Source organism: Parasphingorhabdus sp. NYA22 (genome assembly GCF_976973735.1).
On record NZ_OZ333477.1, the window covers coordinates 264,580 to 279,686 of the forward strand.

Below are 15,107 nucleotides of genomic sequence, written 5' to 3' on the forward strand. Positions count from 1 at the left end.
GATGAACGGCATGTCCCAAAACAGTCCCTCGTCCACCCCGGCGATCTCGGTAACCATGGCGGCTTTCAATGTCGCTTCCTATATTGAGGCCAGCCTTGACAGCGTGCTCGCTCAGTCCTTTGCGGATTTTGAACTGATCATCGTGGATGATGGATCAAGCGACGAAACGCCTGCCATTTTGCAGGATTATGCTCGCCGCGATGCTCGCATTCGTCTGATTCTGAAGGAACATAACGAGGGCTTAGCCGTTGCACGCAATCAGGCAGTTGCAACAGCGCGCGGTCAGTGGCTAACATTTCTTGATGCGGACGATCTATATCATCCTGAAATGCTGGAGCTCGCATTGAATGCAGCACATGCTGCAAATGCGGAAATGGTGATATGGGATTATGTGGTCTTCTCCAACGAGGCGCAAATTCCGGCCAAGGTCGCTGTTCATTCCGGCTTGCAGAGCATCGACTCGAGTGACCGAAAGGCGCTGCTGGTTCGGCCAGCCTTTGCTTGGACAAGGCTAGTCCATCGAGATGCTCTCAAGCGACTGAATATTAACTTTCCAAGAGGCTTAACCTACCAGGATTTTCCGGTACATTGGCGTTTAGTCACACAGCTCGACCGCATCGCGCTGTTGCCGAGGCGACTTTCCTATTACCGTCAACAACCTGAAGCGACGACCGCTGGAAAGGGTATCAAGCGTGCAGATTATTTTATTGTTCTGGATCAGGTCGAGGCATTTCTCCACGAAAGTGGTCAATTCGACACTTATGATGACCTGCTGACCGGACACCAGCTCAATGCTTGGCATGGAGTATATGATGTTATTGCCCAAAGTCACGAGGCTACGGTCAGTCAGATGATCGCTGACCGCTTCACCGACCGGCACAGTGCTTATCTGGCTGCGGGAAAACCGTTGCGCTGGCAGGCACGTGCTTTCTTTCGAGCGACAGAAGGCAGTCAACTAGATGCACTTGCGCTGTACATTCGCAATACTGTACGCGCTTTCTACCGTGCGATCAAATCAAGGCTGTAACGTGGAAAAAACTGGTTCTTCACCCTTCGCGCGTCTGGAGCGTACTCTCGTAGGCTGGAAAAACTCCAACTCGATATTATTCCTTGTCTGGCTCGAAGGTTTGCGCCTGCGCGGCGCCTGGAACCTGTGGCGCTATGACGACCGGGCGGCGATAATTAAGCTTTACCGCGACTATAGCGGGCGGGTTCCCGATCTGGCAAACCCCGTCAGGTTCAGCGAAAAGATGCAATGGCTGAAGCTACATCACCGCGATCCGTTGCAAACCGTCCTTGCCGACAAATGTGCCGTCCGCACCTATCTGAAAGAACGCGGTTACGAGGCATTATTATGTCGGCAGATCGCCTCCGTTTCCAGAGTAGAAGATATCGATTTCGACGCCTTGCCCGAGCGGTTCGTGATCAAGGCTGCGCACGGCAGCGGCTGGAACCTGATTTGCCGAGACAAAGCGCTGTTAAACCGCAATTATGTACATCGCATGCTTTCGTCATGGTTGCGGCAGGGTATTTACTGGAATGGGCGCGAATGGCCCTATCGGGATATACCCCGGCGCTTGGTTATCGACGAATATCTCGAAGACTCAAGCGGCGGGTTACGAGATTACAAAATTCATTGTTTTAATGGTGAACCTCGCTTCGTGCAGGCCAATTCCGGTCGACTGTCGTGCGGGCATGTGCAGAATTTCTACGGTCTCGACTGGCAAGTGCTTCCCTTCGGCAAGGATGTGAAACCCATTCCCGAAGTGTTGATCCCGCGCCCGGGCTCTCTGGAACGCATGATCGGCACCGCGCGCGACCTTGCCAGCGGGCATCCCTATATCCGGGTGGACTTCTATGATGTTGACGATCGCCTGTTCTTTGGCGAACTGACATTCTATCCAGCCAGCGGACTACCCGATTTCATTCCGGACGAGCAAGACTTCGTGTGCGGCGACATGCTCTCACTTCCCCAATCCCGAGGACACTAATATGACGCAACCGTTAAAAGACGCGCAACAGGTTCAGGAAAGCTGGTACAGTTTTCCTTATCACTACATAGCGTCATTGCACCCCCGATTTGGAGTTGCGAAAGTTTATGACTGGGTTTTGAATTATACTTCAGCGATTACGTTCCTGCTAGAACGGGTCGAACAGGAAACCGAGCGCGCAACCATTATCGACATTGGCTGCGGCGATGGGCGCCTCACCCACGAACTAGCCAGGCGTTTCCCGGAATCACAGCTCAACGGAGTAGACTATTCCGAACAGGCAATTCGTCTTGCGCAGGCTCTCAACCGGCAGAAAAACGTGCGTTTCGAAGCGCGCGATCTTATCGTGCACCCGATCGAGGCTGACAATGATGTGGCCGTACTGATGGAAGTCTATGAACATATAGAACCGACCAACGCCAGCGCCTTCCTGCGCGGTATTCGGGATACGTTGCGGCCGGGCGGGGTCCTGCATCTAACCGTTCCTCACAGCAACCAGCCGATAGCCCCGCACCATTTCCGTCATTTTGACTCAGCATTGCTCAGCCAGGAAGTGTCGGAATATTTTGATATTGATGTCATCAAGCCGTTTGAACGGATCGGCCGGAGACGCAAATGGCTCAACCGGCTGCTGATCAATCGACTGTTCATCTTGAATCATCAGGGCCTGTTAAATCGGGTGTTCCAACATTATATGGCGCATATGTTTCATTGCGAAAGCGAAGACGAATGCCAGCGCCTTTACTTACGCGCAATCCGGCGATGACCGTTCGCAACCCTATCCAGAATATTTCCCACAAAGTGTGGCATGTTGTCGGACCTATGAACCAGGGCGGCGCTGAAGTCATGGTGATGGAATTACTGCGCCACAAATCCCCCGATACGCAGATAGATTTTCTGGTTCACCATCGGGATGGCTATGAAGCCGGATCGGCGGCTTTCGATCACGAAATTCTGGCCCGGGGGGCGCAGCTGCTGACAATAAAAACGCCGGTCCAAAGCGGACTGGCCAGTTATTTTCGGTCCTTTAAACAGCGGGTCCGTCAATATGGCAGACCGGATGTAATCCATATACATCTGAACGCGCGTAGCGGCCTCGTCGTTCTGGCGGCCCGGTTAAACGGCATCAAGCGGATCATCGTCCATTCCCATGCAGCGCTGACTTTTCGCGGCTCCCTAGGCTATCGAATATTTGCCCAAGCCGAACTTCAGCTGAGCAAGCTGATTTTCGCGGCCTTGGCGACCGATTTTTGGGGATGCTCGCATGAAGCCATCGACAGTCTTTTTGCACGCTGGCTTTCGCGTGGACAGCCCCGCGTCGTCATCAACAATGCCATTGACGTCGACAGTTACAAGGCAATCACGCCGGCGATTATTGCAGCAATTCGTCCTGAGCTGACCGGCAACCGGTCAGGCTTGCTGATCGGCACCGTCGGCCGGATCGTACGCCACAAGAACGCCGGATTTCTGATTGATGTGCTGGATGCGCTGCGCCAGCGCGATATACTGGCCACTGCCGTAATAGTCGGACGCGAACAAGATAGCGCCTATTGTAACGAGTTACGCGCAGCCGCCGATGCTGCGGGGCTGAGCGACGCCCTGCGATTTGTCGGCCCGCGCGATGATATTCCTGCGGTAATGGCCGCCCTGGACGTCTTTGTAAGTCCGGCATTGCGAGAAGGCTTCGGCCTGGTCGGTGCCGAGGCTCAAGCTGCCGGCACGCCCTGCGTGCTGTCGACCGGTTTTCCGACGCCAATTGACATGGGCTTGGGTCTTGTGCAGTTCGTCGACGGGTTTGATGCAGAAATTTGGGCGGAAGCTATTTTGTCCGCCCGCAAAATTACCCGCCCAACCTTCGAAGCGATCGCACAGTCATTTACAGAAAAAGGTTTTTCCGCGCGTGAGAATACAGCCCGTATCGAACGGGCCTGGCGCAATCCCGGGACATTCCCCACAGCAGGAGAAGCCGCATGACCGATCCATTCGATATCCTGATCTGCGGCGATATCTGTCCCACGCAAGATACGCGGTCACTGTTCGATACCGGCGACCCCGAACTTTTGCTGGGAGGACTGACATCCAGAATTAAAAAGGCCGACCTGGCGATTGCCAATCTCGAATGTGTGCTTTCTGACAGTGCCAGTGCAGCTGACAAAATAGGCCCTGTGCTGGTGGGACGACCTGCGGATGCCCAGCTTCTGGCCGCGGCAGGCTTTGACCTGCTAGGAGTTGCAAACAACCATGTTGGCGACTGTGGCGCCCAGGGCGTTATTGATACTTTGGCAGCCTGCGATAATGCCGGCCTGTTGACAACCGGGGCCGGAACAAATGCGCAATCGGCAGCCCAACCAAAAATCATTCAGCAGCAAGGCTGGACTATCGGAATCATGGCTGTGGCCGAACACGAGTTCAACTCCGCCGGCCCGAACCAACCGGGCGCACATATTTTTGATCCACTGCAGGATCTCGAGCGTCTGGCTACACTCAAGGCTGAATGCGATTATGTCATCATTCTGTATCACGGAGGTATCGAATATTATTCCTACCCCAGCCCGATGCTGGCGCGGACCTGCCGGGCGTTGGTCCGCAACGGGGCCGATCTGGTGCTGTGTCAACACAGCCATGTCATCGGGACGTTCGAAGAATATCAGGGTGGACATATCGTCTACGGACAAGGAAATGCGGTATATGGATATCGCGACAAGTTAAGCTGGAACCAAGGTCTGGCCGTGAACGTCCAGCTTGTGAAAACGGACGTGTCTGGCAATCCCGAGGCCCGTATCGAGTTGTTGCCGATCGGTTGCGACAAATCGGGACGGGTTGACTTGCTGCCGCCTGAAGCCGCCGACCAGTGTCTTCAAGCTCTTCAGGAGCGTTCACAGCAAGCCTTGGACTCCAAGTGGCTGGAAAATTCCTGGGCGCAATTCTGTGACAGGCTCGGTCAAAACCAGTTACCGCATTTGTTGGGACTGGGGCTGTGGATGACCCGGGCGAACAGACTGCTTCGCGGGGCAATCGTGCGTCTGCTCTATTCGGGCCGCCAACGCATGATCTCGATGAATGTTTTGCGTTGCGATTCACACCGGGAGGTTGTTCTTACAGCTTTTTCAGGATTGCTGGCTTCTCCTAAGAAGGACCAAAACCGGAAATGATACCCCATTTCGCTCTTTTGCTGACTGTGTCGCTGCTCGCGCTGGTCGCGCAAACACGACGGATGCCTGACGCCATGCGAATACTTCTTTGGCTGAGTGTATTTACCGCACTGACTCTTTTCGGAGGGTTGCGCGGCAATTATGTCGGGGCGGATACCATCGTCTATGTCAGCTGGTTCGAGGATCTGGGCTCCTTAAATATGATATGGGATTCATTTGGAAGCTCGGAATTCGGGATCAAATCGCTCTATGCCCTCGGGCTTTTGATCGGGAAAGATCCGACGATAATTCTCCTCATAACATCAGCATTTGCATCATTTTTCTTTATCATGGGCATAACGCGAATATCCAAAGACCCTGCACTTTCCGTGTTCGTGCTCATAGCCTTCGGCTTCTTCGCTTTTCATTTGAATGGCATGCGGCAAGGGCTGGCTCTAGCAGTATATATGCTAGCGATTCCGTCTCTGCTCTCCGGGAGCTTTATACGATACGCAGCCTGGGTGGGTTTGGCGACGCTGTTTCACACTACAGCCATTTTCACTCTACCGATGTACTTTTTGTTCCGGCAGAAATTTTCTCTTTGGATATTGGCTGCGGTATTTGTGATAGCCGCTGGGTTCGTGGTGTTTCTGGATACAGCGGTTCAAGTTGCTGGCCTGGCAAACGAGCGCTACGCGACCTATGCTGATCGTACCGAAACCGGAGGTGCGTTGCTGACATTATTTCATGTCCTGCTTTCAGTTTTGTTCGTCCTGAGCCGGCCTATCGTGCGTCGTGACTGGCGGGACAATTACGACAGGCTGTTGACGATGATGGTGTTTGGCAGCATGATCCTGGCGGTTGTGACCCTTTCGGGGAGCTATGTCGAAATGGGTCGCATGGCGATTTATTTTACAATCGCGATGATTTTTCTGTGGCCGCTACTGCTTCTGTCTATTCAAGACGCCAAGATTCGGACAGCAATGACAGCCGGCCTTCTGCTGTCGGGGACCGTCTTCCTCGCAATATTCCTGAATCAGATCGGCGGCTATATACCCTATGTTTTGCGATGATATAGAGGTTAGGCAAAGGCATTTCAGCGCACTTCTGCACAAATCTAAATTTCTGGAAAAATGATGAAAGTGACCATCGGACTACCCTTTTTCAATGCAGGAATTGATCTACATCGTGCGATTCGCTCAGTATTTGCCCAGACTCACCAGGACTGGGAACTTATCCTTGTGGATGACGGCTCGACGGACGGGTCACTGGAAGTCGCGCGCGCAATCACTGATCCCCGCGTGCGTGTCGTTTCAGACGGGAACAACAAGAAGTTAGCTGCACGGCTTAATCAGATCGTCGATCTGGCGAATTGTGACATAATCGTTCGAATGGATGCTGATGATCTGATGCCACCAGAACGTATTGCCCGTCAGCTGGCGGTGTTGGTCAATGAACCGGAAATTGATATTGTCTCGTCCGGTCTGGTTTCTGTCGACGGACAGGACGAGCCCATTGGCGCACGCTGGCATTTTGCCGACACGGTTGAGCGCTCTCATCTATTGGGCAAATCGGGCGCCGGAATCGTTCACGCGGCTGTAATGGGTCGGCGCGCCTGGTTCCAGAGGAACAGATATGATCCCTCCGTTCCCATTGCCCAGGATTATGACCTTTGGCTGCGTGCCAGCGCCAAGGATGATCTGTCCGTGCGCATCATTCAAGAACCGCTCTATTATGTTCGTGAAATGGGAAGCGTAACACCGGCCAAGATGTTTCGGTCCTACAAGATGGATCGCCGTGCACTGTGGCGGCATCGCCGTAATCTCTGGGAAGCCCGCTATTTGTTGAAGTCTTTTGCCAAAACCGCAGTGCTTCATCTGATAATCGCCGCCGGTCGCCTTGATTGGCTGGTTCGGCGCCGTTCCACCGTGATGCAGGATTCTGCGCTGATCGCAAAGTTCCGGTCCGATTTACAAGCGATCCGCACCACCGAGGTTCCGGGTCTGGAAATGGATTCGCATGACCAGATGAATAGCAACGCTTGATTCGAAACGCGGAACTTTTTTATGATGCAAGAAAAACAGCCAGCCCCCCGACTGAAACCCCGCATAGTTGTGATCATGCATTCCGCACTGAATCTGAAATTTTTCTGGGTCCCGATAATCGAAGTGTTGAGCAAAGAGTTTGAGGTAATATTGTATATCGGGAACGACAGTCTTGAGATTTTGGAAGATCTGTCGTTGCCATGCCGGATCGTCAAGGTACCTCTCGCGCGAAAAATCAACCTCATCGAGGATTTGAAAGCCCTTTGGTTCATTTATCGTTCCCTGCGTCGGGATAAGCCCGATTTGTTACAAACGATTACGCCGAAAGCCGGCCTTATCGGGATGATGGCCGGCGTCTTCGCGCGGACGCCCCGGCGCGTTCACACTTTTCAGGGGCAGGTTTGGGCTACAGCTTCAGGGCTGAAGCGTCACTTTTTTCGGTTGATTGATAAATTTGTCGGATCTCTCTGCACAGCGGTCCTGACCGTGAGCCAAACGGAACTGGATTTTCTCCGGCGCGAAGGTGTCTTGAACCCGAGTCAAGGACATGTAATTGGCAAAGGCTCGATTTCCGGCGTGAATATCGAGAAATTTTCTCCATCTCGTCCTCCCAATGAACGCCTGGTCGAAGACTTGGGCATCACCGGCCAGGAATTCATTGTGCTGTTTCTGGGGCGCCTGCAAAGGGACAAGGGACTGCATGTTCTAGCTGAAGCCATGGACATTGCGCGATCCAAAACTAGAAACCGGCTGAAACTTGTTGTGGTCGGGCCGGACGAAGATGATCTGAGCTCGATGTTGGCTATGCGTCTGGGCGATGATGTTGTCATTCGTCCCTATACCGATACACCCGAGGATTATATTCGTCTTGCACATGTCGTTGCCCTACCCAGCTTCCGGGAAGGATTTGGTTCTGTCCTGATTGAAGCGGCAGCAACCGCTAGGCCAACTATCGCTTCGCGAATCTATGGGATTAATTGTGCTGTACGTGACGGCGAGACCGGGATTCTTTTTGAAGCGGGGAATGCGGCGGAAATGGCCGATGCTATTGAACGGCTATCGAATGATGAGAAATTATACCAAAAAATGTCGCGCTCGGGGCGCCAGATGGCGAAGAGCGAATTTGAACAAGGGCAAGTAATAGACGGCTTGGCTAGCTATTACAGGCAGCAATTGAACAAAGGCCCATCTCTGAAATGACCCTCCTGAAACGTGTGTTTGATCTATCGGTGGCCTTGGTGCTGACCATATTGCTTCTACCGGTCATAATCATCATCTCGGCTATCCTTCTGATTGGTGATGGCCGTCCGGTCTTTTTTGTCTCTGAGCGCATGAAGACACCACAACAGAGCTTTTCTGTGGTTAAATTCAGGACGATGCGGCCGGATAGCGATGATTTCGGGGCTACCGGCGCCCATAAAAACGATCGGATTACACCAAGTGGTGCGGTGCTCCGAAAGTACCGGTTGGATGAGATCCCCCAGCTTTGGAATATTCTGAAAGGTGATATGAGTTTCGTCGGCCCACGCCCGCCGTTGCGCCGTTATGTCGAGAAATTCCCCGATATTTATGGCCAGGTTCTCCGCAGTCGTCCCGGCCTGACGGGACTGGCCTCGGTCTACTATCACGAGCACGAAGAATGGTTGCTACGAACCGCCACAAATTCCGTTGAAACAGAAGCCATTTACTGCCGCGCCTGTGTGCCTCAAAAAGCGAGATTAGACCTGATATATCAACAGCATCGGAATCTATGTTTCGATATTATGCTGCTGTTGCGGACGGTGTTCAAGCGTCTGCGCTGAGACTGCATTTGGCGACATCAAGCCCTGCAGCCGCGCAGGATCGAGACAGGACGAACATACGCACGATTTCTTCGCCGCGATCTGCGCCGCCACAGCTATCGGCCCTGATCAGCCTGCTTGGATCTAACTCGCTCATTCTAATCGAACTGGAGGGAAACCGAGTCAAAACTGACATCAAGTCCCCCTCCTCTGTCGGTTGCGCGCGCGTTGATATCAAGCCAGTAAAAGCCGCAACCGGATTGCACATTACTGATTTTTTGCTTTGTCAATTTGCCTCGCACAGGGATGCTAGCCGGTCGGGGCGCGTTATCAACTGTCTCTGCACATGTCAGGCTGATATCAACAAAAGCATCGTCAGGAATGTCGCGTGTTTTTACTTCAATTTCAATAATCCTGGCCGGCATGAGAACCAGCTTTCTGGCAAATAGCCCGCCTGAATTTGGGGTCGCGTTCAACCGCAAGGCACCATCTGTGATCACCGCGCCATATTGTCCTGTCGAGTATAGCATCCAGTCAAATGGTGGATATCTTGGTTCATGTTCGAACGAACTGTTTTCCGATCCAGGCGTCGGTTTTTCCGGTTCGTTCAATGTTTGATACAATTTCCTACCGGTCTCGAACTGCTTGTCGCGCACGAGGGCACTAATCAACAATGCATCAGTGGAAAGGTGATCGGTCTCGCCAGCCGTATATATCAGCTCTCGCAGCCGTGCAGCGTTTTCCAACACTTCCGGAGTTGCAACTACGGTTGTCCAGAATTGGACGGCCCATCGGGGTTTTTCCGACAGAAGATCAGCAAAGGGTTCTACGAATTCGTCATTCTCGATCGCCTTTGCCAAAAGGAGAATGATAGCCGCATTGGCGGAAGTGGTAGTTCGCAACATCGTATCATAATGATCGAGAACAGCGGGAACATCGTTCCGATCCCCGCTATCGGCAATCATCCATCCGCTTACCAGTTGTTGCCGCCGTGATAGCGCGAACGCCTGATTCATCAATTTTCTTTTGATCCGGTCGTCACTGTCGAATGCGAATACCGCGATTGCATCAGGAGTTATAGGCTCCGCCAAAAACGCTTGCTTGGCTAGCTTCGCCAAGTCTGGGCTGATAGTTTCGGGGAACTGCGCTTGATTTGCGATAATCATCGCCCTGAGGTTATTGGATGCTAGCTTTTCGGATGCAAATCCATTCAGCGGTAGCAACAGGGTGCCAATTTCCGGCGCCCTCGTCTTTGTAATCGCCCCCAAAGCCGTCAATGCTGATGCCAGCATGATTGCAAGTCCGACAATCACTATGATGATGTTCTTCATCATATAGCCAACAACCACCTCAAATGATCAAGCTTCTTTAGCCAGCTTATTGCCATAGTCATACTGATATGCGTAAGCATAGCCCGTATGCTGCGGTTGAATTTTGGTAACAATCCCGCCGAATACATGAGCGTGCGAACTACGGACACGTCCTATAGCCGATTGAATTGCTCGGGTCTTGGCACCGCCGGCTTCAATGGTAAAGATCACCCCTTCAACAGCATCTGCAAGCAGTAGTACATCTGCCAGCCCCAATATCGGCGGCGCGTCTATTATGACGGTATCGTAAATTTCAGTTAGCTTTGTCACCAGCTCGTGCAGGCGGCTACCACTAAGCAGCTCAGCTGCATTTGGCGGTATCGGTCCAGCTGTCATCACGTCAAAACCATAGGATTCATTGTGCTTGATAAGTTCGTCAAAATTGTCGGAACCGGATAAATAGTTGCTCATGCCTACGGAGTTGTCGATTTCCAGCATCTGATGAACAGAAGGGTTGCGCATATCGCCGTCGATAAGCAAAATGCGTTTACCAGTGCCCGCCAACACCACTCCCAATGCTAGTGACGACGTACTCTTCCCTTCATTGGGTCGGGTGCTGGTCAGCAAGATCGAGCGCGGCACTCCATGGTCAGTCAGGAATGACAAGCTGGTTCTGATGGAAAAATACGCTTCCCATGCGACCGACTTTTTGTCGGAAAGGCTCAACAATATGCCATCTTTATCGATATTCGGAATCGATCCGAGCTCCGCAATTCCGAGTTTGGCTTTCAGATCGCCGGGTTCTTTGATCGTTTGATCGATCTGCTCCATCACGAGAACGAAAATCGCCGATAGTCCCAAACCTGCCAACAGTGCGAGCATTACATTTACGAACAGTTTCGGACTGGATGGGCTACCTGAGGGCTGAGCGCGATCGACAATCACGAGATTGTTGGTGCCAGCACCGGCGACACCGATTTCTTTATATCGCTGCAGCAATCCATCATAGAGCTGCCGGTTCGTATCTACTTCGCGCTGTAGAATATTATACTGAATGGAATCGCGTCGCTCGCTGCCGAGTTGAAGCTTTAAAAGATTCACCGCGCCGAGCAATTTCCGTTCTCTCTCCAGAGCTTCGTTATAGCGGGCCGTTGTGCCGGCACGAGAGCGAGCCTCTTCACTGGCAATGCTTTTATTAAGTGAAGAAATTCTGGTTGCGACTGCCTTGGCAGACGGATATTCCGGTTCAAATTGGACGAGGAGCTTGGCATATTCTGCTTGAGCTAGGGCGCGTTCTTGCCGGAGGCTGTTCAATGCGGCATTCTCCAAAGCATTTTTGTCTCCAGAGGCTTGCCCCGCTTCACTGCCCGCTAGAATACGGTCTGCTGTGGCTTGCGCTAGCACGGAATTTAGCGCCTCTAGATTCGCGGACGCCAGAGTCCTTTGCGCGACGGTTTTCCCATCAGGCGTTTCCGCCGTCGATAAGGTTATAATTTCCTTATTATCCGCATAGCTTGACAGATTCCGTTCAGAATCCTCCAGTCGTTGTTTCAGCGTAGCCAGTTGCTCTTCGAGAAAGGTTCGCGCGGCAACGGTCGAATTGAACCGGCGCTCCAGATCGGCTTCGATGAACTGCTCGACCCACGCGTTGGCCATCTGTGCCGAAAGTGCGCTACTTGGGCTTTCAAATCTCAGATCGACCAAGCTCGAACCGCGAACCGGTGAGATACTGACATGCGATCGCAGCAAACTTGTCGCTAGTTTGAGCCGCGGATTTTCCTGCCCGGAAGTTTTTTCAGGCAAATTGCTGGGGTCGATACCGAAGGTCTCGAAAAATCCATCATTGGCCGCCAGATTTTTGGCTCGCGCAACACGTTCGGCAATCGAAAGGGATTCGAGCAGCGAATATTGGGTTTGATAAAATTCCAGATTGTTGTTCGATCTCTCGGATCCCATAACACCTTCGACATTCGTGACATTGTCCTGTTTGCGACTGATTTCGATACGGGACGTCGAGACAAAATAAGGCGTCATCAACAGCGTAATGATGATGCCAAGTGCGACACAGGCGGCAAGTATTGCCGCAATCGTGATCTTGTGACGCAGCACGGCATGCCAATATTGCAACAATACCGGATTCTCTTGAGCCATCTCGGCATATGGGTCATCGCCCGTTGCCGGACCCTCGTTGTTTGTGGCCATACTATCCATCTAGATTAAAAACCCCTGTAGCGTCAAAACGTCATCAAATTATCTAATCAAGACTACCAGAGGCGCCGTCAAGAGTGGAGCAACGGTGATCAAATCCTTGAACAGGCGGCGGGCCTGCGAATCACCAACGACGATCACATCATTGGCGAATACTTCAGGATCACTGTAATACCCGCGCCTTATGGCTTTAAGATTATACAGGCCAGCAAGCTGCTGCCCGTCCACAGTCCGGAAAATCACGACATCGTTCAGCTTGGCAAATTCCCCGGTTCCGCCCGCAGTGGCGACCGCACGTATCAAGGTCAGGCGACCGATAACGGGATAAAGACCAGGACTTTTTACCTGACCGTCTACCGTAATGACCTGGCTGACCGTCTCGTCGAGATTGACCGTTACTTCCGGGTTCCGGACGTAGCGACCTTGCAATTTTTTCACAATTTCTTGGGCAAGCTCTGCGGGCGTAAGACCGGAAGCTTCGATAACACCGATAAGCGGGAAAGAAAGCCGGCCGCTCGCATCAATTTGAACTTTCTTGCTTAAATCCTCAATGCCGAAAACATCTATTGTCAGCTTGTCAAAGGGGCCGATCAGATAAGGCCGGCTTGAACTTAGCAAATCAAAACGCGTAGGCTCTGGCAAGCCCTCGTCGGACACAAATGTAACTTCGGAACTCTGTCCCCTTTCCATCGGGCCAGCGCAAGACGTTAGAAAAATTGCTGTGAAAAAAATTGAGAACCACTTTATCATCGTAAAATATTCCGCTGTTACCGAGCCCCATTAGACGAAGCGGTTTCACACGTAAACCGTCCATAACCTTATAATCCGGTTTTTGAAGACAAATTGATCGGCCCGTTTACAGCTGCTGGATGTCGCGTCGCTGAACGGAACGCACGCCATCGTTAAAGACACAAATTAAGACGGCGAATATCGCGATAATAGACGGGACGCGTAGCGGATAATCACCGATAGAGGCCGCCAGCAGGAATAATATGACGGCGACGCACATCAAAACGCGATATTTGGTAAAGCCTGAATGGTTCCAGCTTTTTACCAGCGTTGCAATTTTTGCCAAAAACCAGAAAAAACCGGCCAGCGTCACCAGAACGGCCGGGATGCCTCCCTCAATCGGAAATTGCAGCCAGTCATTATGGGCCTGATTCAAATAGCTCGGCATTAGCAATTCTTGTGTCTCGTATATCTTGTAGACATGCTCGAAGGAACCGAACCCGCTCCCCCACGGCATATAATCTTTTGTCATTGTGAACAATGTGGGCAACAACTGCACACGAAGTTCTGCTACCTGGTCGCCGCTAAACAGCCGGTCAAACGCCAGCGAGCGGGAGAGCAGGATTGACAGAACCACCATTGCCGAGATCGCGGCAACGCCCAGCACCAGAATCATTCGGCGGTCCGAAAGCAATCCGCCGCTTGCGGATCTGTTACCGCTCTTTTTTGCGGAGGGATCCGCATGGTATTTTCCAAAATAGACCAGGAATAAAACCAGAAGCAGTGCCGGAATCATCAGTAAGAGTCCTGCTCGCGATCCGGTGATGAAAATGAGCGGGATGAAAACGAAAATCGTGGCAAGACAGCCGTAGAATTTCAATACTGCCCTTTCTTCCCGGGGGTTCAATGAAGCCGCATACCAGCCGAGCGTCACGATCGAAACCGCAAGCATCGCAGCTTGATGATTGCGGTTGGCAAAAAGCCCCACTCCGGTCCCGAAATTGGTTATCCGGTATAAATAGAGTGGCCCTTGTGCAGGACCCATGATTTGAAATACCGCCCATAATGCGCTGATCGCACAGAGAATGATGATCGCCAAAATCGCCCGTTTCCGATGCATCCGGTCGAGATTAAGATAGAGCATCATCGCGGCGATGGGCACCGCCAGCGAAAACAGACTGTTGAGAGTCCTCGATGGTGACAGGGTGAGCGGCCGCCACGGCTGCTCGATGTCGGCAAGATTGGCTATATCGGCGAATATCTGGCGGCCAGGCAGCCCGGTCCAGATAGAAGGGGGCAACGGTACCAACTGCACCACCATCACCACCGCCAGTGCGCCCGCAATATAGACCGGAAAGGAACGCCCGCTCCACTGTTCGGGCGCTTTGGCAATCAACGCATAAACGCAGAATAGCACCGCAAGCGGTCGCAACACGATCAATGATTGAATATCATCCCTTGAACCGCCGCCGGTCAAAAATAGGATCACAAAGAAAATCACAAACGCATAGAAACGTGCTTCGGGCTTGAACATCCTTGCCGAGATTCTACTCAACCTTCTATCGGATCTGTGCATGCTGTGACTACTTGCAAATGGTTGTCGATCAATACAAACTGTGATCCTGTATGCGAACAGGAGACTGATGGCTATCGATAAGTGGTCCAGCGACCGCATGATAGCGTGCATTGCGCTCGAACAGGACGAAGGTCGGCATCCATCCGAAAAAAAGCGAACGGAGCCGAAAACCGTAATCCCGGCAAATGGCCCACAACTAAAAGGTCCCGGTCAGGGCCTTCGCTATTTCAGTAAAGGCCCGGCTGGTTCATTTCGCTGGTTCAGCGATTTCCGCTTCTACGTCCAGTGCCGGAGCCGCTTCTTCTACAGCGAGCGGCGGCCGCAAAAAACGTGATG

Annotated in this window: 13 protein-coding genes; 9 read left to right on the top strand and 4 right to left on the bottom strand. The window is 52.3% G+C overall.

Annotated elements, in window-relative coordinates; translation table 11 throughout:
• Position 1 precedes the first annotated feature (1 nt).
• Genes ACWFTY_RS01280 through ACWFTY_RS01320 form a run of 9 tightly spaced genes read left to right on the top strand, consistent with a single transcriptional unit; the run spans position 2 to position 8,969 of the window.
• Positions 2-1,027 carry a glycosyltransferase family 2 protein gene (locus tag ACWFTY_RS01280; protein ID WP_447525596.1) on the top strand — a complete coding sequence of 342 codons (1,026 nt, stop codon included), beginning with the start codon at positions 2-4 and terminating at the stop codon, positions 1,025-1,027.
• A 1-nt stretch (position 1,028) separates the two neighbouring features.
• The gene (locus ACWFTY_RS01285; protein ID WP_447525597.1) at positions 1,029-1,991 is read left to right on the top strand and encodes an ATP-grasp fold amidoligase family protein; all 963 of its coding nucleotides are present in this window, start codon (positions 1,029-1,031) and stop codon (positions 1,989-1,991) included.
• Position 1,992: 1 nt separating this feature from the next.
• Positions 1,993-2,757, top strand: a complete 765-nt coding sequence (locus ACWFTY_RS01290; protein ID WP_447525598.1) for a methyltransferase — start codon at positions 1,993-1,995, stop codon at positions 2,755-2,757.
• Positions 2,721-3,965, top strand: coding sequence for a glycosyltransferase (locus ACWFTY_RS01295; protein WP_447525599.1), 1,245 nt, complete (start codon positions 2,721-2,723; stop codon positions 3,963-3,965). Before ACWFTY_RS01290 ends, ACWFTY_RS01295 begins: the two co-directional genes overlap by 37 nt.
• Entirely contained in the window at positions 3,962-5,143 is a 1,182-nt protein-coding gene (locus tag ACWFTY_RS01300; protein WP_447525600.1) for a CapA family protein, read from the top strand. The genes ACWFTY_RS01295 and ACWFTY_RS01300 overlap by 4 nt, the downstream gene beginning before the upstream one ends.
• The gene (locus ACWFTY_RS01305; protein WP_447525601.1) at positions 5,140-6,195 is read left to right on the top strand and encodes an EpsG family protein; all 1,056 of its coding nucleotides are present in this window, start codon (positions 5,140-5,142) and stop codon (positions 6,193-6,195) included. Before ACWFTY_RS01300 ends, ACWFTY_RS01305 begins: the two co-directional genes overlap by 4 nt.
• Positions 6,196-6,255: 60 nt before the next feature.
• Complete coding sequence (locus ACWFTY_RS01310; RefSeq protein WP_447525602.1) at positions 6,256-7,167, top strand: glycosyltransferase family 2 protein; 912 nt, start codon at positions 6,256-6,258, stop codon at positions 7,165-7,167.
• A gap of 21 nt (positions 7,168-7,188) precedes the next feature.
• Positions 7,189-8,367 (top strand): glycosyltransferase family 4 protein, encoded by a 1,179-nt coding sequence (locus ACWFTY_RS01315; protein ID WP_447525603.1) that lies wholly within the window; start codon positions 7,189-7,191, stop codon positions 8,365-8,367.
• Positions 8,364-8,969 carry a sugar transferase gene (locus tag ACWFTY_RS01320; RefSeq protein ID WP_447525604.1) on the top strand — a complete coding sequence of 202 codons (606 nt, stop codon included), beginning with the start codon at positions 8,364-8,366 and terminating at the stop codon, positions 8,967-8,969. The genes ACWFTY_RS01315 and ACWFTY_RS01320 overlap by 4 nt, the downstream gene beginning before the upstream one ends.
• Positions 8,970-9,106: 137 nt before the next feature.
• Here ACWFTY_RS01320 and ACWFTY_RS01325 read toward each other — a convergent pair whose 3' ends face one another.
• The 4 genes from ACWFTY_RS01325 to ACWFTY_RS01340 form a co-directional block, all read right to left on the bottom strand.
• On the bottom strand, positions 9,107-10,282 hold the full coding sequence (locus tag ACWFTY_RS01325) for a hypothetical protein (protein ID WP_447525605.1): 1,176 nt from the start codon (positions 10,280-10,282) through the stop codon (positions 9,107-9,109).
• Between the two features lie 24 nt (positions 10,283-10,306).
• The gene (locus ACWFTY_RS01330) at positions 10,307-12,460 is read right to left on the bottom strand and encodes a GumC family protein (protein WP_447525606.1); all 2,154 of its coding nucleotides are present in this window, start codon (positions 12,458-12,460) and stop codon (positions 10,307-10,309) included.
• A gap of 48 nt (positions 12,461-12,508) precedes the next feature.
• On the bottom strand, positions 12,509-13,123 hold the full coding sequence (locus ACWFTY_RS01335; protein WP_447525607.1) for a polysaccharide biosynthesis/export family protein: 615 nt from the start codon (positions 13,121-13,123) through the stop codon (positions 12,509-12,511).
• A 199-nt stretch (positions 13,124-13,322) separates the two neighbouring features.
• Positions 13,323-14,870 (bottom strand): O-antigen ligase family protein, encoded by a 1,548-nt coding sequence (locus ACWFTY_RS01340; RefSeq protein ID WP_447525608.1) that lies wholly within the window; start codon positions 14,868-14,870, stop codon positions 13,323-13,325.
• Positions 14,871-15,107: the final 237 nt, after the last annotated feature.